The following is a 25,966-nucleotide window of genomic DNA, read 5'->3' on the forward strand; positions in this document are numbered from 1 at the left end:
CCGTTATGCGAATTTTATCAGGTTTTTTACTCTCTTTGTTGTTAGGAATGTTCATGATCTCTTGTGACGGAGACTATCGCCCGCTTGCTGAAGGTAATACCCGGGAAGTATTTGTGGTTATGGATTCAACCAAATGGAACAGTGAAACCGCTGAAGCAATTCGACTTACCTTTGGGAAATGGGTACAGACAGTTCCTAATGGAGAACCGTACTATGACCTGACCTTCACGCAGATCACATCTCAAAACCAGTTAGACCGACTCAAGAGTCGAAAAAATGTAATCTTTGCGGCACCTATTGATGAAGATTCCAATGTAGGCCGGCAAATTCGCGGGTTTTTAGATGATGAAGTAGAACAGCGCGTGCGGGAAGGGGAAAGTTTTGCTTTTCCGGTTGAAGACCAATGGTTTAAAGATCAATATGTGTTAATTCTTACCTCAACTTCTGATGAAGCTTTAGCTCAGAAGATCAAGAATACGGAAAACTCTCTTCTTAGTAACATGCTTGAAAAAGAATTAAAGCGATGGGAGTATTTCGTATATGAAAAATATGAGCAAGATGAACTTGCTGATTCACTTTGGGAGAATTACGGTTATAAAGTCCGTTTTCAGCACGATTATATTCCAAATATAGATACACTCAATTTTAACAGCTACCGGAGGTTCCTTCCTGAAAATGATCGCTGGATGTGGACCTGGCATATGGATAATGTAAATGACATCTCATTTCTGGATGATGAGTGGATCATCGCTACAAGAGATTCCCTATCTAAGCAGTACATTAAAGGTGCACGTGATTCCATGTATGTTCAAACTTTTGAACGTCCGGAATTAGGCCGTCCGGTAAAAACAAATTCATTCCAAATGGGTCGGCTGATTGTGTACGAAACTCTCGGAACCTGGCATATGGTAAATGGAGCGATGGGAGGGCCCTTTGTAAACTTCACCTATTATGATCCGGATACCAACCGGTTGTTTATGGTAGACTATAACCAATTTGCTCCCGGAGTTCGCAAAAAACTTCCTTTTGTGCGTCAGTTCCGTGCCATGGGACGAACTTTTGAGTCTGATTCTACCTGGAACTCTTCTAATACAGAGCCGGCACTTTAGTCTTATGATACCCGACCAATTTGGAAGTGCTGCTGCAACTTATCATCAGGAAGCCAAGATCCAGAGGAAAGTAGCAGATGGCCTGATGTCTTCTTTGCTTCCCTGGAAAGGGATTTTACCGGAAGGTACTATCCTTGAAGTGGGTTGCGGAACCGGGTTTCTTACCGAACAGCTGATCAAACATTTCCCCGAAAGGAAGTTCCTGATCACAGATGTTTCCCCTAATATGCTTGATTTCTGTAAGCAACGATTACAAGCGGAGGGGCTTCTCAAGGGGAAAGATATTCAATTCATCGTTTTGGATGTCCATGATTTTGAACCGGATTCCCACTCATTTTCCATGGTGATCTCCAATTTCACCCCGCATTGGTTTAAAGACACCAGTATGGTTTTAGAACGTTTGTCAGAAAGCCTTTTGCCCGGAGGATTGCTGCTAACCTCATTCCCGGGCAATCATACTTTTGAAGAATGGTATGAGCATTGTTTAAAACTCGGGTTGCCTCATACCGCCAACCCGCTGCCAAACGTAGAAGAGGTGGTTGTTAAGTTATCAATGGGGCCGATGCAGATCGACTATTACGAAAATGATCTGTTTCAGGAATTTGAAAGCTCATTAGAATTTTTTCGCCATCTAAAACGCATTGGAGCTTCTTATTCCATCAAAAAAAACTCCCTTGGTTACAAGCAATTTAAGTTACTAACAACGCATTGGGATGAAGAAGCGGATGGCAAAATAAAAGTAAAATGGCATATCGTTTACCTTGCTGCAAAAAAGGATGTGGCTTAGGAAAAACTATTTTTTATTTTTTGAAATTATAATGAGTTTTTGATCTCATAATTTATTACAATAGAAATAATCCGTTTAGGGTTTGGGTTTTTGGGGTACAACTTTCTTCTCTTTTCTTTGAGACCTCACTGTTCAATATCCTTCCTAAAAAAATCTTTTAAACCGATAAAATAATTGGACATTAAAGCATGGAATTTGGATGTTTGCTTTATGACAGATATTAGAAATCGAAAAAAAGATCACGTTGAGCTAACGGTTACGGAAGGCACACAATATCAACATCAGGCGGGTTTTGAGGAGTACAAATTTATCCACAACGCCTTACCGGAAGTTAATTTCGATGAAGTAAGTACCAAAGCAGAGCTTTTGGGCCACACCTTTGACTTCCCCTTGTTTATATCTTCTATGACGGGAGGGTATGCCGAAGCCGGACCGGTGAATGCCATCATTGCTGAGTTTTGCCAGCAGCATAACATTCCTTTTGGTGTTGGCAGTCAGCGTGCGATGCTTGAGAAACCCGAACTTACAGATACTTTTTCCATTGTTCGTAAAAAAGCTCCTGATGCTTTTATATGTGCCAATATTGGAGGAGCTCAATTGATCGGCGGTTTGCCAAAAGAACGTCTCAAACGCCTTACAGATTCTATTGATGCGAATGCAGTGATCGTTCACTTAAATCCTCTGCAGGAGTTGATGCAACCTGAGGGTGACCGGAATTTTAAGGGGATTCTGGAAGGCATCGAAAAGCTGGTACAAGACAGTAAAATACCTGTGATCGTAAAAGAAACAGGTGCAGGAATTACCGAACATACCGCCCGCAGATTATTGAATGCCGGTGTTGATGTGATTGATGTAGCTGGATCCGGAGGGACGAGTTGGGCGAAAGTCGAAAATTTTCGTACCTCAAATACGAAGGCCAATCATCAATTTAATGAGTGGGGCACACCTACTGTTGACTGCATTTTGGAACTTAGTACTTTGGAATGGGAGCGAAGCTTTGAAATTATTGCCTCAGGCGGTATAAGATCTGCATTTGATATTGCAAAATCGCTTTGTTTAGGAGCTCATTTTACGGCTACCGCTCAACCTATAATCCGGGCCGTGGTTAATGAAGGACTGGATGGACTGACAACCCTGTTCACTGAGTGGCAAAAAGATCTCAAAACCATTATGACACTCCTTGGCTGTACTCACATTTCACTGCTGAATAAGACTCATCTAAAAAAGGCAGGTCAATCCCGGGATAGGCGCTAATTTGCTCTCTTAAATTACGTATATTCAGTTATTCATCTATTATAAAGAGCCATTGAGCACAAGCAAATTACACCGACAATTACTGGAAAAAATTGAAAAAGGACTTCAGGATCTGCTTCTTCCTGATGACCCACAAACCCTCTACCAACCTTTTCGCTATGCACTTGATGTGGGAGGGAAGCGCATCAGGCCTCTTTTAACTTGTTTAGCATGCGGCATCTGCGGCGGCGATACCGAGGATGCTTTACCGGCTGCTTTGGCTGTTGAGATCCTTCATAATTTCACGTTAGTGCATGATGACATCATGGACAGTGCAGAAACCCGACGCGGTGAACCCAGCGTGTATAAAAAATGGAATGAAAATATTGCCATCCTTTCCGGTGATGTAATGTTTGCTGATGCCTACCGCCAGCTTGCCGCATATGGCCAAAACGATGCGTTCACTAAACAAGAATATACTGCTCTCCATGATGTATTTTCAGAAGCTGTGATCACCGTATGTGAAGGGCAAGCGCTGGATATGGAATTCGTGAACCGGACTTCAGTCAGCCACAATGAATACATTCGTATGATCGCAGGCAAAACAGCGGCTCTTTTAAGTGCCTCTTTAGAGATGGGGGCTATAGCAGCTCATGCATCCCCGCAAATGCGAGAGGAATTAGCTGAGTTAGGTCATGAAATGGGAATCGCCTTTCAAATTCAGGATGACCTGCTGGATGCTGTCGCTGATCCTGAAAAATTCGGTAAAAAGCCCGGAGGAGATATTTATGAAGGTAAGAAAACATATCTCACCATTCTTGCGTTAGAACGGGCGGATGAGGATCAGAAGCGCTTTATCCAAAGCGTATTAGATGCACAAGATCCAACACAGGAAGAAGTTGAAAAGGTACTTTCACTCATGGGTTCACTGAACGTTTTGGATGATGTTGCCGCTGAAACGGATCAGCACTACCAAAAGGCGCTCAATTTGTTACAATCTTTCGATTCTTCCGAATATCAACAAGAACTTAAAAATCTTCTTATCTTTTTAAGAAATCGTGACCATTAAAGCACAATTCACACAAACCATTTCAATGCAGTCAAAATTATTACTACTTCTTGGTTTTACTTTTATTCTTTCAGCTTGCCAAAACGACCGGCTTATAAAAAGGGGAGATTCCCTGGAAGTAGCCTATCAAAAAGCCATGGCCTTTTATGTTGAAGGTGACTTTTCGGAAGCTGCCAAAGCCTTTGATACGGTCACACGCGTTGGGCGAGGTACCGAATACGGGCAAGATGCTCAATACTACCTTGCAGAAAGCTACTATAAAGATAAGCAATACCTGTTGGCCGCTTCCGAATACGACCGGTATGTAAGTTACTATCCACAGGATGAACGCCGGCAAGAGATGGAATTCAAGGCCGCGATGTGCTATTTCCATCAAAGCCCGCGATACAAACTGGATCAATCCGATACCCGGCGTGCTATCGAGCGCTTTCAGTTATTCATCAATCGATATCCCGACTCTGATCGGGTAACCGATGCCGCAGACCGCATTGATGAGCTCCGCTCAAAACTTGCGCATAAGGCATATGAAGCTGCTCAGTTCTATGTAAGAAATGAAATGTATAAAGCCGCCACGATCTATCTCGATCGGGTCATCGATCAGTATCCTGAATCCAAATGGGCTGAACGTGCGTTGGTAGATCAAGTGAAGACCTATATTGAATATGCCGATAACAGCGTGGTTCAGTCTCAGGCAGAGCGCTATTCCAAAGCCATTGAGAATTATGAGAAGTTCCTGCAGCTTTTCCCTCAAAGTGACCTCCGGGGCGAGATCGAGGACTATCATGATGAAGCCCAAAGCAAACTTGCGGACATCGTAACCATTGAAGAGGAAGCTGACGAAGGGCAGAGCTAATGACTGCCCGCATCGGTTTATTCGGGGGTACGTTTGATCCTGTTCACCGCGGACATATTTCTATAGCCGAGTCTTTTCTCAATTCCGGGTTGATAGACGAGCTTTGGGTGCTGCTTACACCGTATCCTCCCCACAAACAAAAAGCCCATCAAACTCCGTACAAACTGCGGCTGGATATGCTGAAAGCCGCTTTTAAGGGGAAGGAAAAGATTGTGATCAGCACGATAGAAAACGAGCTTCCCAAACCATCGTATTCGGTTCAAACTATTCGCCATTTTAAGGAATTACATCCGGATGCGCTTTTTTACTTTTGTATGGGAGAAGACAGCCTGCGGCATTTTCATACCTGGAAAAAATACCGGGAAATTTTAGATGAATGTGAGCTAATGGTTGCTCAAAGACCCGGCGAAACTCACGACCAAGTCAGGGACGAGATTCTTCGAAAAGCGCACATGGTAGAGCATGAGCCGCTGGATATAGCTTCTTCTGAGATTAGGAAAGGCTTCAAAGAAGGAAAGAATGTATCTGCAAAACTTCCCAAAAGTGTGCTAAAGATCATTGAAAAAGAGCAGTTATATAGCTAACTACTTTCTTTCACAAAACAATATAAAAGATGGCATTTTCACGTAAAGATTTTCTCAAAAGTACCGCAATACTTGGAACCGCAGGATTAACTTTTGGAGCTGCCGGAGTTTCTCCCGATTCCCCAAAAAAGAGAGTAACCAATGCGCCCAAGATCAAACCCAAAGCTCTCAAACCCGGCGATACGTTAGGATTGGTAGCACCTGCTAGCCCCATTTATGAAGATTCTGTTTTCGAAGAGATGTTAGAAAACCTCCGGGATATGGGTTTTAAACTTAAGTTGGGAAAACATGTTAGGGATCAGCGCGGCTACCTTGCCGGAACTGATGAGAACCGAGCTGCTGATCTTATGAGTATGTTCGAGGACGACCGGGTGGATGCCATCATGTGCATTCGCGGAGGATGGGGGTGTAACCGTATCTTACCTTTGTTGGATTATGAGCTCATCAGGAATAACCCAAAAATGTTGGTAGGATTCAGCGACATCACATCCCTGCATATGGCGCTGTATTCCCAAAGCGACCTGATCAGCTTCCACGGACCGGTCGGCAAATCTATGTGGACCGACTTCACGAAAAAGGCATTTATGAACATCACCCAGAAAGGTGCTAAAACTGAATTCACGATCCCTGCGGAATTTGACGACAGTTTTGTGGTTGCTCCCGGAAAGGTCAAAGGGCCTTTGTTTGGCGGAAATCTTTCGGTGTTCAGTGCCATGGTGGGTTCTGAGTTTTTGCCTTCATTTGATGGAGCTATTCTGTTTCTGGAAGATGTGGGAGAGAGCGTGTACCGTATTGACCGAATGATCACCCAATTGAAACTGGCCGGGATCCTGGACCGGATCAGTGGATTTGTGTTTGGTAAGTGTACTGAATGTTCAGCCGGTGAAAACAGCCTTACGATGCAGCAACTTCTGGACGACCATATCAAACCGTTGGGAATCCCTGCTTTTTATGGGGCTATGATAAGTCACGAGGACAACAATATTACACTTCCAGTAGGTCTGGAAGCCGAGATCGATGCCGATCAGCGAACAATTAAAGTACTGGAATCAGGAGTTAGAACTTAAAAATCGATCAAGACAGGTCATTATATTGATACAATCAACAAAGAGAAGATCATTTCGGGTACTTTGGGTGCTGTTATTCTGTATTTTGGCACTGACTTCACAACAGTTAATAGCCCAAACAGAAACGGGAACGCTTAGCGGTTTTGTTTTTGATGCGGAGACAAAAGAGCCTCTTCCATACGCCAATATCATTATTGAAGGGACAACGCGAGGCACGTATTCCAAAAATGACGGCTCTTATTCCATTAAATTACCTCCCGGCGAGACAAAGATCCGCTATCGTTTTTTATCTTATAAGGACACCGTGGTAACCGTTCAAATAACCGCAGGGCTTGAGACTGAACAAACAGTGTATCTGAAACCCGACCTGATGTCCATGGATGTAACCGTAAGTGCAAACCGGGTTGCCCGTGAAATGCAGAATCTGGCTCGAATGCGAGATCAAAAAAACTCGAACCTGAGATCCTATTCTGCAGATTTATACAAACTGGCCATCCTGAGTAACGTAGGACGAAATTTCAGCTATGAAAAGCTGGATAGTATTGATCTGGAACCCATTGCATTCTCAGAACGAAAATCTAAACTCAAGTATATAGCTGATCCTGAAAGATATTCCGAAACACTGGTTGCCAACCGGGCAAGTGAAAACTTCTTCAGTGAATACGACTTCTTTTCAACCGGCGGTGAACCGCTTAACCTGAACGATAATGAGATCTCCCTGAGTATTTTGTCGGAAAATATCACCGTGGTAGGACCTATCTCTGCTCGGGCAGGAGACTTCTATGAACTCTATGATGAGGACGCTGACAGTAGCTGGCCTGTAGGAACCATCGAAGTTTCATTTTATCCCATCCATGACAATCGTCCTTTATTTGAGGGAAAAGCTTGGTACAATCCCGATAACAATACGATTCTTGGCGTTGACGTCATGCTGAACGACTATGCTGAGACCAACACGGGAACATTCAGTATCTCAGACCTAAGGTACCAGCAATCCTATCAAAAAGTTGGGGATTTTTGGCTGCCTGAGCGTACGGAACTTTCGGCCGTGCTGAAGTTCATTACTTCTAAAGACAAGATCCTGTATAAAGACGAATGGACGTGGACCAACCTAAAGGTGAACCGGCAATCCGAACCTCAAAATGTGAAACTGAATACGGTCAATATCCTGCCGGATGCTCATCAAAAAGAAGCCGCTTATTGGGATACGCTCTCCGGAAAGCAGGAGAACCGTAATACCCGTTTGTTGAGTGAGGTTCAGAATTACGAAGAAGACCGGGTGGCTGTGAAAGTAGGGATGTCGGTCTTTCGATCTTTTTTCCGGCTTCCTTATCAATTAGAGCGTTTCTATCTTACCAACATCAGTCACATTTATAGCTACAATCGGGTACAGGGGCATTATCTGGGACTTGGCTTACGCACGCCCGTCAGTGATAACTACGAGTATCGCGCTATTGCCGGTTATGGTTTTGGAAATGAAAACTGGAGCTATCAATTAAGCGGGTATCATTTTCCGGGCGGAATCTTCATTGGACCAGAAGTATCCTATTTCAAGCGGACTTTCCAGCAGTATCAGGATTATGAATACAACCGCACTCCTCTCGATTTTTTTGAACTTCGGCAAACTATCAATGGACTTACTACCGGAACTACCGGCAATAATTTTTTTGAGAGGGAAGGAGTGAATGCCGGTTTGCGTTTCAGGCTCGATACCGAATCCTTCATTCGTATGCTTTATATGGCGGAAGATCATCATTCCTTAAACGCTACCACCGACTTTAGCCTGTTTGGAAGCAATCTGGAACCTCAAGAATTTCGCAATAACGATCCACTTTTTCCTGCTGAGGAAGGAAGTCTGCGCGGAATCTACATGCACCTGCATCACGATACACGGCAATACCTGAGAACCCAGTTTTTACGGGATTACAACATCCGCGAATTCGGTTGGCTGGTGGATGCAGTCCTCGAAAAAGGCGTAAACAGCATGGGCAGTGATTTTGATTATAACCGCTACCGGGTAGGATTGAAGTTCTATTGGCCGGTCTTTTCCACCCATTTCTTTCAAACCGATATTATTGTGGCGGCTTCGGATGAAGGTACGCCCAATCAACGTTTATTTACCTACAACGGCTATGTGGTAGATGATTACGTCCGGTATCGTCCCTTTGCTACCGTTGATTATCGACAGCCGTTGGGGCACCGGGTTTCACAGATCAAGATCCGATACAAATTCGGGAGTTCGCTCACCCGCAGCATCCCAATTGGTTTCATTCAGAAAAGCGGGATACAAATCTCCACCATTCTTACAGCCGGCGTTTTGGATCAGGAAGATTCGCTCCAGCCATTATATCCTCATTCCAATGCGGAGGCCCAGGCCGAGATCGGCATTGCTGCCTCTAAGATCTTTGGTATCTTCTATGCCGAATTCAGCAAAAAACTTTATGGTAAGTTTGGTAATTCATACGGTATAACTCTGCTTTTTTAGAAGGTTCGCTATTCTGATACTTTGCTGCAGAATGAATCAGAAGCCCTGTCACAAAAATTTAAATCGACTTGTGAAGACGCTTCTTCTTCTGAATACTCCGGATCAGCATGACTTATCTCATACATGAAACCTTCAAACCCGTGATTCCTCCATCGGGGACACTTGAGGATCCCGGATTTTAGCCCTCACCCATCTGAAAAGCAGATATACCATAACCGACCAAACAACAAGAATGACTTCCAGCACTAAAATGTAAGTAGGCCAGGGAGGGAGGAGGCTGAAAAAAGTAGTTCCGGGTGGTTTTGCCATCACGTACATATAATTACTGCCAAGCAGCAGGTTGATCCCATAGATTATTCCAGCAGCAACATTTAGCCAACCTACGGTTCGCAGGAGGTCGCCACGTCTAAGATCCCATTTCCAGCCTACTGCAGGATATAGTGCCAACAGCACAAGTCCCATGTGAACCAGCCAATAGCGGATGGCATCATAATGGAAAAGAGAAAAATCAACCGAAGGCGTCAGATTAGCTTGTGAGACACCCAGAACGATCCAAAAGAAAAGAGTGCCCCAAACTTTTCTGCTGCCGGTAGCAAACACCCAAACCAATATAAACGGGAGGAAGTTACATAAATGCAGGGGAATGTCTTTTTCAACATCAAAGGTTCCCAGGTACAAATTCACCGGAACCTTGAGAAGTTGGGTAGCTGACAATAAAAGAGCGAATCCGAGCAGTATTTTTTGTTGCTCAGTTTCTGTACGAGAGCCTAAAACACGAAAGAAAAAGTAACCAAAGATCAAAAAACCGAGAAGCAGAAGAAGGTGTTCCGTCTCGTAGGCAGTAAACTCGTTTGTGGTTTCAAAAAGAGAATTCAAGCTTTTTATTGGTATGGTTATAAAAAAGGATGAGCTAATAACCGAAAATATAATTGAAAATAAAAGGTGCAGTGAACGGCAAAGTTGTTGATTCTTCTATAACACCCGGCTGGCGTGATCGCCCACAAACATTGCCGCATTTCCACCGTGCAGATTCCCTATCAAGTCATTATAATTTGCAGGCGAGGTTAACTTTAAAATCAAACAGGTACTGTGATGAGAAAGATCAATGTAATATCCATGATCACTTTGGATGGCGTGCTACAAGGCCCCGGAGGCCCTGAGGAAGACACTTCAAACCAATTTGAATACGGTGGGTGGGCCGCTCCGCACGGGGGTGAGGAATCTGAGGAGATCATGGCAAAGCTGATGCAACCGTCAGATTATCTTTTAGGCCGTAAGACCTTCGATATCTGGGAAGATTACTGGCCGCTCCATGCCGAAGTATGGCCGGGCATCAATGATGGGATGAAATACATATTCTCTAATACCAAAGACTCCACTGATTGGAAAAACACGAAATTCCTGAAAAACCTTTCGGATATCAGAAAGCTTAAGCAATCAGAAGGATCAGACCTGCAGGTGTGGGGCAGTGGAGAGCTTATTCAGTTGCTGCTAAAACATGATTTAGTGGACGAGTTATGGGTGATCATTTTTCCCCTCACGCTTGGGCAGGGAAAGAAGCTTTTTTCTGATGGCGTTATTCCTGCAGCATTCACCTTAAAAGAAGGAACCGTGACACCTTCCGGACTAATCATCGCCAATTACAAGCGGGAGGGAGACATAGAGACGGGTATTGCAGGAGCATGATTAAGGCCTGAATGATCTAAAAGAAACCATTCCTTTGGCAACATATAATGAAAGGAATGAAAATTTTGATCATAGTCTTGGAGATTAACTCCAATACTTATTTTTTTTGCATCAACCTATAACTGATGATGCGGGGACTGAGCGCATTGGTTTAAAAAAGCATGTACAAATGGAAATAACTGCCAAATCTGTTATCACCTGTCCCGAGTGTGGACACGCAAAAGAAGAACAAATGGCTGCCAATGCTTGCCGATTTTTCTATCAATGTGAAAATTACTATTCTATTTTAAAGCCAAAGAATGGTGATTGTTGTGTTTTTTGCAGTTATGGATCAGCTCCTTGTCCACCGGTTCAACAAAAAAGGAACGGTTGTTAGATTTTTAATAGCCTTTCGATCCCGATCATTTCTTTTCACTCTTCAAATTCCGTACAATCCCATTCCTTTTACCTGAGTAAACATTTTTTTACGGGTGCAAACCTAACTAATTCGTTTTATTCCGTAGCAGGTAATTCATAATCATAATTAACTACAAAAAACAATGAATGTGCTAAAACCAACGAATCTTTTATTCTTGGTCTTTTTGGGATTGTTTTCAGTGCAGTCTGCTGAAGCATCGTTCTTTACGATGATTCAGGATACAGCTGAAGCAGATACTAATAAGATCAAAAAGGCCGAAAACGAACTTCCCATGGAACCCGGTCGGGTCGTAGAATTCTCCACCAATGAAGGCACGTGGATGTCGCTGGATGTGAGTCCGGATGGCCAACATATCGTCTTTGACCTGATGGGAGATATCTATCGAATACCTATGTCGGGCGGAAAGGCGGAACAGCTCACTGATGGAATGGCTTTCGATACGCATCCGCGTTACAGCCCGGATGGCAAATACGTGTTGTTCACATCGGATGCTTCAGGCGAAGAAGACCTTTATTACGTAAATGTGGAAGACACTTCCGAGATCACTCAGATCACCAAAGGCGAAAATACTAGGTACACCAATGCGGTATGGACGCCCGACGGTGAGTATGTGGTGGCTTCCAAAGGCGGGCTTACCCCAAAACTTTGGCTCATTCATAAAGAAGGTGGAAGAGGAACGGCGATGATCGACGAACCCGGTTCCCTAAAGATCATCGACCCTGCGATAACCCCGGATGGACGATATGTCTATTATTCACAACGCAACGGAGCCTGGAACTACAACGCTCAGCTTCCTCAATATCAGATCGGAGTGTACGATCGTGAAGACGGATCTACCGATCGGGTAACTTCACGGTATGGCTCAGCTTTCACCCCAACCATTTCACATGATGGAAAGTGGATGGTGTACGGTTCCCGTTATGAAGATCAAACCGGTTTAGTGCTCCGTGACCTGGAAACGGGAGATGAGCGCTGGCTGGCGTATCCGGTTCAAAGAGATGAACAAGAATCTATCGCCACGATGGGTGTACTGCCAGGAATGGCCTTTACGCCGGATAACAAGAATCTGCTAACTTCTTACAACGGAAAGATCTACAAGATCAATATTGAAAGCGGAGAAGAAACTGAAATCCCTTTTGAGGCCGATGTACACCTGGAGATTGGGCCGGAAGTATTCTTCAAATATCCTATTTCTGATGAGAAAGAAATAGTAGCCACACAGATTCGCGATGCGATGCCTTCTCCAAATGGAAAGCAATTAGCTTTTACGGTTTTGAATGATCTGTATGTTCAGGATCTGCCGGATGGCAAGCCTCGCAGGATCACAAATTCTGATGTAATCGAAGCGCAGCCGGCATGGTCCCCAAATGGAGAATGGATCGTTTATGCCACTTACGATGCGGAAGCAGGTGGAGCATTGTACAAAGTGAATCCTAATGCGCGGCGGGTACGTCCCGAGAAGATCACCAGTGAGCCCGGTATTTACAGTGAACCGGCCTGGTCGTACAACAGTGATCGCATTGTAGCGCTGCGAGGTGATAATCGCAGTTACGAGCGTGCTTATGGTCCATTTGCCTTTGGTGCAAGTGATGAACTCATCTGGGTTGATGCGGATGGAGGTTCTAACAATTTCATAGCCAAAAGCAACGGCAGAGAAAATCCGCACTTCGTTAAATCCAATGATCGTATTTACCTGAACCGGGGCAACGGCACGCTGATTTCCATGCGCTGGGATGGAACCGATGAAAAGGAGCATGTGCGAATCACCGGAATCACCACAGCAGGGTTTGGAACAATGGGTACAAATTATCCTTCTCCCGATATGCTTCATCCTGATGAAAATCCGGAGGAAAGCAATCCTCCTTCAAATGCCGGTTTGATTACAATGGCTCCCGAAGGAGATCAGGCTATGGCTCTAATCAACAATGATATTTATGTGGTTACTGTGCCTAAAGTTGGGGGAGATACGCCCAATATTTCAGTTGCCAATCCGGATGGCGCTGCTTTCCCGGCCAGAAAATTGACAACCATTGGCGGACAATTCCCTCATTGGTCGGATAATGCTTCCAAAGTACACTGGTCCATCGGGCACGGTCATTTTATATATGATCTGGAAGCAGCTGAAGCTTATGAAGACAGTGTAGAAGCTGCTAAAGAGGCCGAAGCTGAAAAAGCGAAAGAAGAAGAAAAAATGAAGAAAGATGATGCCGATAACGAAGACGATTCTGCCAACGAGGAGGAAACCGAAGAAGCATCAGACAAAGAAGAGAAGAAAGAAGATGAAGGCTACAAGCCTGAAGAACTCAGCATTGAAGTGATGATAGAACGGGACATTCCGGAAAGCAAGATCTTACTGCAGAATGCCCGTATCATCACCATGAACGGTGATGAGGTGATCGAAAATGGAGACATACTCATCGAAAATAACCGTATTGTAGAAGTAGGAACTAATCTTGAGGCACCTAACGGAGCCGAAACCCGCGACCTTCGCGGTAAAACGGTTATCCCGGGTTTTGTAGATACTCACGCGCATTTAAGGCCAAGCTGGGGCATTCACAAACAACGCGTTTGGGGATATGCCGCTAACCTTGCTTATGGTGTAACCACTACCCGCGACCCCCAAACCGGAACCACCGATGTACTTACTTATTCCGATATGGTTGAAACTGGCATGATGGAAGGTCCGCGTATTTATTCTACCGGTCCGGGACTTGGGTACTGGGCATATAACATCAAAAGCCTGGAGCACGCCAAGAATGTGATGAAGCAGTACAGCAAGTACTACGACACCAAGACCATCAAAATGTATTTGGCCGGCAACCGCGAACAGCGACAATGGATTCTGATGGCTGCCAAAGAGCAGAACATCATGCCTACCACAGAAGGGGCACTGGACTGGAAACTGAATATGACTCAGCTTATTGATGGTTACCCGGGTCATGAGCATTCCTTACCGATCTATCCGATCTACAATGATGTGGTTCACGTGACGTCGGAAGCGCAAATGGCCGTTACACCTACGCTGTTGGTTTCTTATGGGGGTCCGTGGGCAGAGAATTATTTCTATTCCCGGGAAAATCCATTTTTTGATGAGAAGCTCAGAACGTTTACTCCTTATGAAGAACTGGCTTCCAAATCCCGAAGAAGACCCGGTTGGTTCCATGAAGATGAGCATGTATTTCAAAAGCATGCTGAGTTTTCCAAACATCTGAAAGAGGCCGGTGGATTATCCGGTGTGGGAAGTCACGGTCAGTTACAGGGACTCGGATATCATTGGGAACTGTGGGCAATGGCCTCAGGCGGTATGGATAATCATGATGCTCTTCAGGTGGCTACTATAGACGGTGCAACTGCTATTGGCCTTGATGGTGATTTAGGATCTATTGAAGCCGGTAAATTAGCCGACTTGGTGATCCTGAATGAGAATCCACTGGAAGACCTCAGAAATACCAATACTATCGAAATGGTAATGAAAAATGGCCGTCTCTACAATGGCAATACGCTTGACCAAGTATATCCGCAGCAAGTCACGGCCGGGCCATTTGAATGGAATCACATAAACCCCGGAAAAGTAACTTTACCCGGTGTTGAATAAAATTTCACCAAGGCAATTGTAAACTATAAAAGGCTCTCGAAAGGGAGCCTTTTTTGTTTGAGATGAATTCCAGCAAACAAGGATTGTTCTAATATCAAACCAACCATCTTGGGGAGCCTTCCAAACCCGGGAAAATTCTCTTTCTATCCCAATTGATTGATCAACAAGGAGATCTTGCAATACCTTAGCGGTTAATTTAGTTGAAATAGTGATTTATTGGTTTATTTTAGAGAGACTTAAAAGAATCTTTTAACCAACATTCCGATATGAGAAAATTACTTTTATTCCTTTTCATTCCTTTTGCATTCATAAGTTGTGCAAAAAATTATTATACAAGCTATTCACCGAATACCGCAGATAAAGAATTTGGTAGCGTAATCGTAAAATTTTCAAATCCTGTTCAAAATGTGAATGCAACGATAAATGGGAACCTGATCGCTGAAGATAAATTTACCAAACGCATTGAAGTAGATAGTTTGCCCGCAGGTGAGCATGAGATTAAAGTAATTGCCTCGAGCTGGGAACTAAAAAGAGATATCAATAAGCTAGAAAATGTACATGTTGAGCCGCATACCAAAAGGACAATGTTGGTAGAAGTCCCTCCAAAAAGTACCGGTTATTGGATCTATCAAACGGCTGCTTTTATGGTATCCTTTATTGCTTCATACTGGATATATCATTGAAAACGGCACTTTTGTCATGTTATATACACCTTTGCTGTAACCACAACATCAAATATCATTTTGCCATGTCTCGATCATATTGCCTTTTACCCATTATCATATATTTGTTCTTTATGTCCGGTTGTTCTTCAGAAGCAACTAAAGACCCGGCAATTGATTACTCCGAACTTCCTCTCATTAATACAGAAAAAGAATTCAGCATCAGTGCTTCAGATGACTTCATTCCGGCTCTGATTACACGAATAATGGTGGCAGAGAATGGAGATATTCTGGTTAGTCAACGAAGCGATCGTACGATTACGCAATTTGACAGCTTGGGGAATTATATCGCCAGGGTAGCAGGGCCTGGTCGAGGTCCCGGTGAGCTAAGTGAATACCCAAACCCGCATTTTAATGGCCAAATTTTGGTAATGAGTAACAATCACGGGATGTTAACAGAATATCAACCCAATAAAGAGGGTATTTTCGAGTACACCACCGACTATACTTTTCGGTTACCCGGGCCAATGAGAGGCATTCGTTCCGAAAAGGATTTCAGTTCCTTTTATGTACAGGTCGATTCAGCCCGAACTCCATTTGGAACTATTCCTCCCGAGTTTACCACCGATCTTGTACACCTGGTAAAAGTGGTGGCCGATACCTTACAGGTAAAAGAAAGTATCTTGTCTTTAAGAAAACATTCAGCTTTTATAGAAATCTCTGATAATGGGAATAGAATGAGTTATGAGTATCTGCCTTACCGCTATAATGATTATTTTACCCCACTGGAAAATCAAAAGATTTTGGTAGCAAGAACGGGAGAATCGCTTATCCAGATTTATGACAAAAATCTGCAGGTAGAACACGAGGTAAAACTTGATGTTAAAGACCGATTTATAACGGAAGCAGATATGGAATATCACTTTCCCGAATTGAGTCGTACTGAAAGAAGAGATCGGCGTAAACTTATTAAAGATATAAAGCCACCTTTTACAGGGGTAATTTTAGACGATCAAGATCGATTCTGGATTTGGACTGATGAAACTCAAGAGGGTAAAGAGATGGTTATCCTAAATTATGAAGGAACGCCTTTGGGCCGAATGCTTTTACCTTCAGAAAGTTCTCTACAAGCCATTAGTAATGGAAAATTGTACACAGTAAACCGAGAATCAGAAACAACCATTGAAGCATATTCTGTTTCTTTCAGTAACTAAAACCATTTTGGCATAAGAATGCAATGAAGATGAAATATATTCTTGCATTACAAAAGTATTCACTTCCAAAATTATGTATTGAGCTTATATTTCTTTTATAGTCATATTAAAGATTAAATTACTGCAATTATTATATTTAACGTAGCAAATAAAAACTTTAAAACAACATAATTATGTGGTGTAGGTGTCAGGTGATTTTACTATATACCATTTCATATTAATTAATAGGGGTTGATAAATGGCTGATAACAAAATACCTCACGGACATAGTTTTAAGTTTAAGGGTTTTGAAAACGATGAAATAGAGTATATGCTTTTGAAAAAGGGCAGTGTTTCAAAACCACCTCCGTATAAAGGAAATATAATAGATGAAAAGGTTTCTATAGAACCTGATCACGATATCCTGGTAATAAGACAACGATTTAAAAACAACAAAAGAGACGCTTTTCAGGTGAGTGAGAGAACAAGTAAAGTTCGCCTGACCGGTAACCAATATGGAATAGAAAAGAAAAAAGGAAAAGTTTACAGTATAACTGTATTTGATATTGCTAAGAGTAAAAAAAAGGATCTTAACGATCACGATGTAGATATTGAACCTCCTCAGAACCCTATTCCACTACACTAAAGCTAATTATTTGTGAAGGAATTTCTGGTTAGTATTTGCATAAGCCTTTTTGTAGCCAGTATTGGATATGGGCAATCTTTTAAAGGATTTCCTGCAATCAAAAACTTTACTTCCGGTGAATACGATGGAAGCGTCCAAAATTGGGACTTTGCGGAAGATTCAAACGGGGTTTTATATATATCCAATTTGCAAAACATCATTAAATATGATGGGGTGAACTGGCTGGATATTTCAGTGCCAAACAGCCGTTCTTATTCCATCCATTTAGCCGAAAATAATCGCTTGTTTGTTGGAGGGGTAAACGAATTCGGCTATTTGGGCCCTCCAAAAGACAGCACGCTCACAGTAGAGCAGTATTACTCTCTCAGATCACTCATCCCTGATTCATTAGAGGTCGGCCGTATATTTGATATAACCTCAAGCGGAAATGATATTTACTTTCAAACCAGCGAAATTTTGATTCGTTATGATGGAAGTAAAGCCGATTATTTTTTACCTGAAAAAGCATTCTCCTATGTTTTTAATTATAAGGGGGAAATTTACGTAAGGGAGGCTTTAGAAGGACTAAAAAAAGTAGATGGAGATTCGCTTGTACTTGTCCCAGATGGAGAATATTTCGCAGAAAGAAACATCTTTAGCTATATAGGCCATCCACAAAAAGATCTTTTTTGTGAATACATGCAATGCAGTGAATTTGTGAATGGCTCATTCCGGCTGGTAAATATGGAGGTGAATGCCTATTTGAAAACCAATTACATGGATGAAGCCATCGTTTTGCAGGATGAAACCCTTTTGTTCGCAACTCGCCTGGGTGGACTTGTCCATACAACCGTAGATGGCAAAATTTTACAGATCATTGATGAAGATAAAGGGCTTATCAGTAATATGATTTATGGAATTTATGAAGACAAAAACGGGAGTGTTTGGGCAGCTACCGTTAATGGGATCTCACGAATAGATTTTGAATTACCCCTTCGCTTTTATGATGAGAGATCTGGAATTTCCAAGGATATCCTGAAGATCACAGAACACCGAAATAACTTAATTTTTGGCACAACCGATAAGGCCTATCATATAAATAGTGACCATGAAATTGAGACCTACACCTTTACGGGAATGTGTTCTGATGATATCACTGTAAATAATATTTTTTATTTGATCTGCGACCAGAATATCCATTATTACGATGGTACAAACTATACTGCTCTTCAGGAGATTCAAGCCTATAAAATAGCATTGCTCAAACAACCAAATATGGTGTTTTTTGGAAATGCATCTGGTTTCAATGTGGCAGCTTTGAATAGAGAAAACTATAGAGTTTTATATCAGTTAACTGATCTCACAATTCTTCCAAATTCAATTTTGGTGGACGAAAGTAATACTATTTGGGTTGGCAGTAACATCGGCCTCAATAAAATTGACTTAGAGTGGGAGGGAGATACCGTTATTGGGCATAAGTTAGAGCATTATTTTATCGACGTTAAAAACATCTATGATGATAAGCGTAGCTACGTAACTTCTTTAGGAGGTGAACCTGCTTTTTTAACCTGGGGAAAAGGAATACAACGTTACGACACTCAGGATCAAAAAATGGTTCAGGATTTGAGATATGGAAGTTCTTTCTCAGATACCTCAAAACAATTTTATTTAGCCGAAGAAGATCTTGAAGGAAATATTTGGTTTAGGTACGACAGTGAATATCAAGCGGCTTTGAAGGCTGAAAATGGGGACTATAAAAATTATCAAGGGCCTCTTAGGTTAATTGATCACCAGCAAAGTAATGACATTTACACACGAGATGAGCAATTTATTTGGTTTGGTACGGATCAGGGAGCTGTCAGATATCAAAAGCATCATACGTTTGATCATCGTTTTCCATTTCATACCCAAATAAATAAGGTTTTGGTAAAGAACGACTCCCTCATTAACGGAGGCTCAAAAAACCAACGTACTGTTTTAGCTTATAAAGATAATGAAATGCGTTTCACATATGCTGCAGCAAGCTATTTTTCGCCTAAAGAAACAGAATACCGCTCCAGGCTTGAGGGTTTTGAAGAAAATTGGGGAATTTGGACGAATGAATCTTTCAAAGACTACACCAACATTCCCGAAGGAGATTATACATTCAAAGTACAAGCCCGAAATGTATTTGGAGAAATCAGTGAATCTGCCGGCTACTCATTTTCTATTTTGCCCCCATGGTACCGGACCTGGTGGGCTTATTTATTATATACGGCTTTCATAGCAGGAGTTTTATATACTGCTTATAAAATTCGGGTCAATCAACTTTTACGGGTAGAGCGCATCAGAAATCATATTGCCAGCGACCTCCATGATGAAGTAAGTGCTACGCTTTCAAGTATCACCTACTTTGTGCAAGCCATTGAAAGCGATAAAGTAAAAGGTGATAAACATCGTTTTTTGAAGTTAATTTCGGGAAGTGCAGGCGATGCAAAAGAAAAGATCACCGATATTGTATGGGCTATTAATCCAGAGCACGATGACTGGCAAAGTTTTCTTTCTAAATGCAGAAGATACGCCTCCGATCTTTTTGAGAGCAAGGAAATCAGTTACAGCCTAAAGATCGATGAATACATCCCGGGCAAGTTAGACATGCAACTCAGACAGCATTTATGGCTTTTATTTAAGGAAATGATCACAAACGTGGCCCGACACTCTGATGCAAAAAATGTGGATATCATCATGAGATATGAGCAAGCCCACTTCAAGCTGGTGGTACAGGATGACGGGAGAGGGATGGATGTGGATCAAGTTCAAAAAGGAAATGGATTGGTTAATATCCAAAAAAGAGCCGAGCAGATCGGGGCTGATATTAACCTGAAGACATCCGCTGGATTTGGTACACGATGGAACTTAAAAGTGCCGGTTTGATCCTATAAAAAAGAGCTAGAAACCCATCATTCAAAGTTTATTACCATTCATATGATCTAATACTTGTCCGTCATTGGTATGATATTCTCGCATCAGATCAGCCGTCAGGCAGGAGTGAATAGGAAATATTTGGATGGTTTCGCCTATATTGATCTTCTTGAATACCTCATTACTGCATTGTATGATGCCATGTTCCTGGGAAAGGCTTTTGAGGTATGTCTCCTTGGAAAGATATTTGAGCATCGGTTCGCCAAAGCTTTTGATGCCCCCAATTTCAATAAAGTCTTTGGAGAAATGGACGGCCCCTCCATGAATCAGAACCTGATTTCGGTCTGGGAATTTCTCAATAACCGGACATTCCATGTATACCGCAATCTCATTGGGAGAACACGAGCCGATCTCTACCTGCATCCAGTCGTAAAAAACGAAATTACCCGGGCTGAGCTGATCTGCCGGTCCAAAATCATCCAATACACTGCAGGAAGGAGTATCCCCAAAACAAATAGGAAGACCCGGAAAATGATCCTTCAATCCTTGCAGCTGACCGAGCGCTTTGGATGAAATTTCTTTAACCTCTTCAGCCGAACGGGATTGATAAGTATGTCCTGCATGGCAATAAAATCCGGCCGGATAGAAATGCTCCGATTCCTCAATAGCTGATAAAACGTTTTGGATGGTATCGGTTTCAGATACCGGAATTCCACTGCGCCCGTAATCAGGATCGATCTCAATATATAGCCCCATTTCCTGAGCCATTTTACGGTCCAATAGCCTCACTACTTCCGCGGAAATAATCAGTGTTTTCAGAGAAGCTTGCTGGGCTATATTGTCATAATATGAAGTAGCTAATACATTGGCGGGGAATGCAATAGTGATATCATCCCAACCGTCATTCAGGAAATATTCAGCCATTTTGACAGATGAAACCGTAATCCCTGAAACTCCAAATTCCCGAAACATTCGTCCAATTTTATGCGATTGGTGTGTTTTGAAATGAGGTCGGAATTCCAGGGAATGATCCGTTGTCTTTCCGGCCATTCGTTGGATGTTTGACCGAACGATATCAAGATCAACAAAAAGGGTAGGGAACGGCTTCATTTTGCGGAAATTTTAGGCTTGTGATCAGTTTCGGGTATCAAGTCGCTTTTGAAGGATGGCGTTGCGTTCGTCTTGACTTAAATCATCTTTAAAATCGAACATGGCATTTTCCCACGAGCCATACACAGGATTCGGAAGTATGAACCACTTACGACCAAAGTAATCGGAATAGCGGGTTACATAGGTATCTCTTTTATCCTGAGTGATATTCTTGGCCGGAAAAAAATCATTGAGGTCATCGCCGAAAGCCATAATCACCCTGTAATTCTCTTCAATGATCTCACGCCGTTTGATCTTGGAAGAGTTCCAACCCGGTTCCTCACCGTTTAGCATGATGTTATCCATCTCTGAGGATACCGGAAATCCAAGTTCGATCATATTACGCCGAGTGGCATCTTCAACTTCATAGCTCCGATTTGATATATAAAAGATCTGAATGCCTTGTTCTGCTGCATATTGAGTAAATTGAACCGCTCCAGGAACAGCCTCCGCATTAGCTTCCATACACCAGGTTTTCCAATCCTTACTGTTATAACTCGTTCCTTGTTTGATCATACGAGCCTGAAAGGGGGAATTATCAAGTACGGTTTCATCAATATCCAGTATAATAGCCGGGGGAAGTTGCATATATGCTTCTGTTTCTTCCTGTGAGATGGAGGCTGTCCAAAATGAATCTTCAAGAGGAAGAGAAAGACTACGTTTGGCCGTTTCATAAGCCTGATGACTTAAAGCCTGATATTCCGCTGAGTTCTGAACCCAAAGAGTAGCTTGAACCGTTTTATCTTCAGGAAATGGTTCACTGGAAGTGATTTTTTGGGTTGAACTGCAGCCAACAGCGGTTATTCCGATCAAAAAGAGCGAGATAATTTTTAGATTTATCATCAGAAATTTTTTTTAATGTTATGCTAATTTTAGGTCTAAGATATAAAATCACAGTAACAGGGAAAGTATTTTTATTTGTTAATGTGATTCACCCTTTAAAACCTTTATTTTTGTTCCCGCAATGAATTCCGCACAACAACAAATTATTGGCCGAGTAGAACAGGTAGATCTTCCTGAATGGAAATTCTATGACCTGGAAGCTAAGATCGATACCGGTGCTTATACTTCCAGTTTGCATTGCCATCATTTGGAACAATTTTCAAAGGATGGAGAACCCTGGGTTCGGTTTTATTTACTGGATCCGGATCATGAAGCGTATAACGAACAGAAACTGGAAATGCCTGTCCACGATCAGCGAGAGGTGAAAAGTTCTAATGGCGAGATCTCACTCCGGTATTTTATACAAACACGGATCTTCTTTTTTGATAGGGAATATCTGATCGAGTTTTCACTGGCCGATCGTTCTTCGATGAAATATCCGTTGTTAATTGGACGAAAGTTTTTAAAAAAAAGACCCTTTATTGTGGATGTTACCCAAACAAATCTATCACCTGCTAAAAAGACCGGGGAGTCTTAAGAATGCACATTGCGATTCTTTCCAGAAATTCTTCACTTTATTCAACCAGCCGTTTGTATGGTACGGCCAAAAAAAGAGGACATGATGTCGAGATCATTGATCACCTTAAATGCGACATTGTAATCGAGCAAGATAATCCCAAGATCTATTATAAAAGTAAACGTCTCGATTATTTAGATGCCATTATCCCGCGTATCGGTGCATCGGTTACCTTTTATGGGGCAGCGGTGGTTCGCCAATTCGAAATGATGGAAGTATTCAGTGCGGTACATTCCCAGGCTTTGGTGCGGTCAAGGGATAAACTGAGAAGCCTGCAGTTATTAGCGAGTTCCGGTGTTGGACTTCCAAAAACCGTATTTACGAATTATTCCAAAGAGGTTAAAAAGCTCATAGAATCAGTAGGTGGGGCACCTTTGATCGTTAAACTACTGGAAGGCACGCAAGGACATGGCGTTGTATTAGGGCCTACCAAAAAAGCCTCTGAATCTATTATTGAAGCTTTTCATGCTATGAAGGCACGTGTGATCGTTCAGGAATTCATTGAAGAATCCAAAGGATCTGACATCCGGGCTTTCGTAGTAGATGGCAAAGTAGTAGGAGCAATGAAGCGGCAGGGCAAAGAAGGTGAGTTCCGTTCCAACTTGCATCAGGGAGGTACCGGAACCCTGATCAAATTGACAAAGGCTGAACGAAATGCTGCATTGACGGCAGCTCAGGCAATGGACCTTCAAATCGCAGGAGTAGACATGCTACAATCCGATCGCGGACCGTTGATACTGGAAGTGAATTCATCCCCGGGCTTGGAAGGCATAGAGAAAGCTACAGAAAAAGACATTGCTGCCAAGGTCATAGAGTATGTGGAAAAAGCGGTAGAAGAACGAAAACGTAATCCCTCGCGCAAGAAGAAGGCCAAGAAGCATGCCTGAGTTTATTACCATCAATAAGGAAAAGGTTGGATTGGGAGAACGCAGGGTCATTGATCTGAATATTGCCCGATTGCCAACCTATACGACTATCGACCTGCCGGTTTTGGTTTACCGTGCTCAGGAAGACGGGCCTGTTTTACTACTCACAGGGGGCTTACATGGGGATGAGATCAATGGAATTGAGATCGTTCGCCGTATGATTGAACGGGATATCGTGATGCCGGAACGAGGGACCGTAATAGCTATCCCAATTGTAAATATTTATGGATTTATTCAAAATGCCCGCGGGCTCCCGGATGGAAAAGATATCAACCGCAGTTTTCCCGGGGCTAAAGGTGGGTCGTTAGCCAAATTACTGGCCCACACGCTCATGAATGAAATTATTCCCGAAGTGGATTATGGCATAGATTTTCATACCGGCGGTTCAACCCGGGCTAACTTTCCTCAAATCAGATGCACCTTTAAAAGTGAAAGAGGCCTGGAATTAGGTAAAGCTTTTGGGGCTCCGGTTCTAATGCATTCCGGGCTCATAGCAAGGTCATTCCGAAGTGCTGCTCACAAAAAAGGAAAAGAGATCCTGGTGTATGAAACCGGGGAATCGCTACGCTATGACGAGCTGGGTATAGAGGAAGGCATTAATGGAACTCAACGGTTGATGAAACATCTTGGGATGATCAAGGAAGCACCACAAGCCAATGATACCAGGATATTCAACAGCTCTACCTGGATAAGAACCAAAAATGCCGGTCTTTTCATTACCCGTGCAGAATTAGGAGAATCATTTAACAAACGACAAGTATTGGGCTCAATTAAGGATCCATATGGAGAACTGAATTCGAGAGTTCATGCCCCACATAATGGAATGGTAATTGGCTTAAATAATTGTCCCGTAGTAAATAAGGGCGATGCTCTGATTCATTACGCATATAACAAATAATCTGACTTAAATTGGATATAGATCTACTTTTCACCGTTGTAACAGAAAAAGAATGGCGTTCGATCTCGGAAGAAGGACAGCTTAATAATACCTTTATGGATGGCGAGAGATCCATTTGGTGTTTTGAGGGTGCTGAAGCTGAGAAGGTCATCAATCATTATTTTGAAGGCAAAGACCAGTTACTGCTGATCGTTTTGGATCCGCTCAGGATACAGTCTCCGTTTAAACGGATCAAAGAGCATAGTTTTGACCTTGTTGAGGTAAAAGATGCTGTTTCTCTGGATGCTGTTATTGATAAGATCAAACTAAATCCCGATAAAAAAGGGAGTTATTCAGTGAATGTTAAACATTTCGATTGAGCTTAAGTACTACATATTGCTTTCTGATCAATTGTGCCTCAAATGCTTATCGAGCTGAATCCCTCTTTGAACAAAAAGAGAAAGAATTATCTGATCGATTTCCTGGTTCAGAGTTCATTTATATTCGTCAAAATGACTCAATTCAAGATATAGCGGCACAAAAAGCTCAAACCTATTCTCATATCATCGCTTGTGGAGGAGATGGAACAGTAAATCAGGTTGCCAATGGTATTATTGATACTAAAGCGATATTAGGTGTGATTCCTTTAGGGAGCGGTAATGATTTTGCCCAAAGCATAGGTTTGACTGGTAGTTTTGAGCAGGCCATGGAAACACTTTCCGGCAATTCTGTCTCAGCAATTGATGCAGTTTCTACAGATACCGGATACTTTTTGAATACGTTGGGAATAGGCGTTGACGGAGCTACCAACTATTACGCTTCTAAAAGCATGTTCAGATCCGGTTTTTTGCGCTATTTTTTTGGCGGACTCAAAGCCTTGATGAACTCCAAACCTTTCGATTTATCTCTTAAGACGGACGGCAATCCAGTCGAAATTACCCATAAAGTATGGATGGTTACGCTGGCAAACGGAAGAAACGAAGGAGGGAGGTACACGATCTCGCCCACCTCAGATCATTCAGATGGTGTAGTTGAAATCATCATTGTAAACCCTGTTTCCCGATACCGTTTGATCATGGAATTCATAAAACTTTCATTAGGTATTCCTTTCAAAAACGGGGTTATTCAAATCCGAAAAGCCAAAAATTTGATTGAACTGGGAGTAAATCCTTCACAAAGAGTTCATGCTGACGGAGAGCAATTGGCACTATTTTCTCAAGGCAAATTTGAAATCAACGCCTCAAAAATCCCGGTTGTTATAGCTTAAGATTTTCACGGAAGCGCTTCA

General features: G+C 42.5%; 23 protein-coding genes. 20 read left to right on the plus strand and 3 right to left on the minus strand.

The genetic code is table 11. The features are described from left to right. The first annotated feature begins 5 nt into the window (after positions 1 to 5). From B151_RS0107015 to B151_RS0107050, 8 genes are all read left to right on the plus strand, one after another. On the plus strand, positions 6 to 1,109 hold the full coding sequence (locus B151_RS0107015) for a DUF4837 family protein (RefSeq protein ID WP_020402904.1): 1,104 nt from the start codon (positions 6 to 8) through the stop codon (positions 1,107 to 1,109). Between the two features lie 4 nt (positions 1,110 to 1,113). Next, the gene (locus B151_RS0107020; protein WP_020402905.1) at positions 1,114 to 1,896 is read left to right on the plus strand and encodes a methyltransferase; all 783 of its coding nucleotides are present in this window, start codon (positions 1,114 to 1,116) and stop codon (positions 1,894 to 1,896) included. 174 nt (positions 1,897 to 2,070) lie between these two features. Beyond that, the gene (fni, locus tag B151_RS0107025) at positions 2,071 to 3,150 is read left to right on the plus strand and encodes a type 2 isopentenyl-diphosphate Delta-isomerase (RefSeq protein ID WP_245550370.1); all 1,080 of its coding nucleotides are present in this window, start codon (positions 2,071 to 2,073) and stop codon (positions 3,148 to 3,150) included. A gap of 52 nt (positions 3,151 to 3,202) precedes the next feature. Then, positions 3,203 to 4,198, plus strand: coding sequence for a polyprenyl synthetase family protein (locus B151_RS0107030; protein ID WP_020402907.1), 996 nt, complete (start codon positions 3,203 to 3,205; stop codon positions 4,196 to 4,198). A gap of 25 nt (positions 4,199 to 4,223) precedes the next feature. Then, positions 4,224 to 5,051: an outer membrane protein assembly factor BamD gene (locus B151_RS0107035; protein WP_071594692.1), complete on the plus strand. Its 828-nt coding sequence runs from the start codon at positions 4,224 to 4,226 to the stop codon at positions 5,049 to 5,051. Next, positions 5,051 to 5,635 carry a nicotinate (nicotinamide) nucleotide adenylyltransferase gene (gene nadD, locus B151_RS0107040; protein WP_020402909.1) on the plus strand — a complete coding sequence of 195 codons (585 nt, stop codon included), beginning with the start codon at positions 5,051 to 5,053 and terminating at the stop codon, positions 5,633 to 5,635. Before B151_RS0107035 ends, nadD begins: the two co-directional genes overlap by 1 nt. A gap of 29 nt (positions 5,636 to 5,664) precedes the next feature. Beyond that, on the plus strand, positions 5,665 to 6,702 hold the full coding sequence (locus B151_RS0107045; protein ID WP_020402910.1) for a S66 peptidase family protein: 1,038 nt from the start codon (positions 5,665 to 5,667) through the stop codon (positions 6,700 to 6,702). After that, positions 6,653 to 9,187, plus strand: a complete 2,535-nt coding sequence (locus tag B151_RS0107050; RefSeq protein ID WP_020402911.1) for a DUF5686 and carboxypeptidase-like regulatory domain-containing protein — start codon at positions 6,653 to 6,655, stop codon at positions 9,185 to 9,187. Before B151_RS0107045 ends, B151_RS0107050 begins: the two co-directional genes overlap by 50 nt. 132 nt (positions 9,188 to 9,319) lie before the next feature. On the opposite strand, the gene B151_RS0107055 is transcribed toward B151_RS0107050, so the two are convergent. Continuing rightward, the gene (locus B151_RS0107055; protein WP_020402912.1) at positions 9,320 to 10,063 is read right to left on the minus strand and encodes a YwaF family protein; all 744 of its coding nucleotides are present in this window, start codon (positions 10,061 to 10,063) and stop codon (positions 9,320 to 9,322) included. A 216-nt stretch (positions 10,064 to 10,279) separates the two neighbouring features. Here B151_RS0107055 and B151_RS0107060 point away from each other — a divergent pair, with 216 nt between their 5' ends. The 7 genes from B151_RS0107060 to B151_RS0107095 all read left to right on the plus strand — a co-directional run bounded on the left by B151_RS0107060 (position 10,280) and on the right by B151_RS0107095 (position 20,279). Next, entirely contained in the window at positions 10,280 to 10,873 is a 594-nt protein-coding gene (locus B151_RS0107060; RefSeq protein ID WP_020402913.1) for a dihydrofolate reductase family protein, read from the plus strand. 169 nt (positions 10,874 to 11,042) lie between these two features. Then, complete coding sequence (locus B151_RS20395; RefSeq protein WP_071594693.1) at positions 11,043 to 11,249, plus strand: GDCCVxC domain-containing (seleno)protein; 207 nt, start codon at positions 11,043 to 11,045, stop codon at positions 11,247 to 11,249. Between the two features lie 163 nt (positions 11,250 to 11,412). Further along, positions 11,413 to 14,886 (plus strand): amidohydrolase family protein, encoded by a 3,474-nt coding sequence (locus B151_RS0107070; RefSeq protein WP_020402915.1) that lies wholly within the window; start codon positions 11,413 to 11,415, stop codon positions 14,884 to 14,886. A gap of 266 nt (positions 14,887 to 15,152) precedes the next feature. Beyond that, the gene (locus B151_RS0107080; RefSeq protein WP_020402917.1) at positions 15,153 to 15,569 is read left to right on the plus strand and encodes a hypothetical protein; all 417 of its coding nucleotides are present in this window, start codon (positions 15,153 to 15,155) and stop codon (positions 15,567 to 15,569) included. Between the two features lie 65 nt (positions 15,570 to 15,634). After that, the gene (locus tag B151_RS0107085; protein WP_020402918.1) at positions 15,635 to 16,762 is read left to right on the plus strand and encodes an NHL repeat-containing protein; all 1,128 of its coding nucleotides are present in this window, start codon (positions 15,635 to 15,637) and stop codon (positions 16,760 to 16,762) included. A 238-nt stretch (positions 16,763 to 17,000) separates the two neighbouring features. After that, positions 17,001 to 17,387: a hypothetical protein gene (locus B151_RS0107090; RefSeq protein WP_020402919.1), complete on the plus strand. Its 387-nt coding sequence runs from the start codon at positions 17,001 to 17,003 to the stop codon at positions 17,385 to 17,387. A 12-nt stretch (positions 17,388 to 17,399) separates the two neighbouring features. Beyond that, positions 17,400 to 20,279, plus strand: coding sequence for a sensor histidine kinase (locus tag B151_RS0107095; protein WP_020402920.1), 2,880 nt, complete (start codon positions 17,400 to 17,402; stop codon positions 20,277 to 20,279). Positions 20,280 to 20,309: 30 nt separating this feature from the next. Here the strand turns inward: B151_RS0107095 and B151_RS0107100 are convergent, their stop codons facing one another. Together B151_RS0107100 and B151_RS18180 are read right to left on the minus strand one after the other, a co-directional pair. Then, positions 20,310 to 21,377, minus strand: a complete 1,068-nt coding sequence (locus B151_RS0107100; RefSeq protein ID WP_020402921.1) for an alanine racemase — start codon at positions 21,375 to 21,377, stop codon at positions 20,310 to 20,312. 24 nt (positions 21,378 to 21,401) lie between these two features. Beyond that, positions 21,402 to 22,259, minus strand: a complete 858-nt coding sequence (locus B151_RS18180; protein ID WP_020402922.1) for a 5'-nucleotidase, lipoprotein e(P4) family — start codon at positions 22,257 to 22,259, stop codon at positions 21,402 to 21,404. Positions 22,260 to 22,380: 121 nt separating this feature from the next. Between B151_RS18180 and B151_RS0107110 the strand changes: the two genes are divergently transcribed. The 5 genes from B151_RS0107110 to B151_RS0107130 are packed head-to-tail and all read left to right on the plus strand — an operon-like array spanning position 22,381 to position 25,945. Further along, on the plus strand, positions 22,381 to 22,836 hold the full coding sequence (locus tag B151_RS0107110; RefSeq protein ID WP_020402923.1) for an ATP-dependent zinc protease family protein: 456 nt from the start codon (positions 22,381 to 22,383) through the stop codon (positions 22,834 to 22,836). 2 nt (positions 22,837 to 22,838) lie between these two features. Continuing rightward, complete coding sequence (rimK, locus tag B151_RS0107115; protein ID WP_020402924.1) at positions 22,839 to 23,762, plus strand: 30S ribosomal protein S6--L-glutamate ligase; 924 nt, start codon at positions 22,839 to 22,841, stop codon at positions 23,760 to 23,762. Then, positions 23,755 to 24,699, plus strand: a complete 945-nt coding sequence (locus B151_RS0107120) for a succinylglutamate desuccinylase/aspartoacylase family protein (RefSeq protein ID WP_020402925.1) — start codon at positions 23,755 to 23,757, stop codon at positions 24,697 to 24,699. The genes rimK and B151_RS0107120 overlap by 8 nt, the downstream gene beginning before the upstream one ends. Positions 24,700 to 24,710: 11 nt before the next feature. Continuing rightward, the gene (locus tag B151_RS0107125; protein WP_020402926.1) at positions 24,711 to 25,058 is read left to right on the plus strand and encodes a hypothetical protein; all 348 of its coding nucleotides are present in this window, start codon (positions 24,711 to 24,713) and stop codon (positions 25,056 to 25,058) included. Beyond that, a complete protein-coding gene (locus B151_RS0107130) occupies positions 25,055 to 25,945 on the plus strand; it encodes a diacylglycerol/lipid kinase family protein (RefSeq protein ID WP_020402927.1) in 891 nt (296 codons plus the stop codon). The genes B151_RS0107125 and B151_RS0107130 overlap by 4 nt, the downstream gene beginning before the upstream one ends. Positions 25,946 to 25,966: the final 21 nt, after the last annotated feature.

The organism is Gracilimonas tropica DSM 19535 (assembly GCF_000375425.1).
Lineage (GTDB): Bacteria > Bacteroidota > Rhodothermia > Balneolales > Balneolaceae > Gracilimonas > Gracilimonas tropica.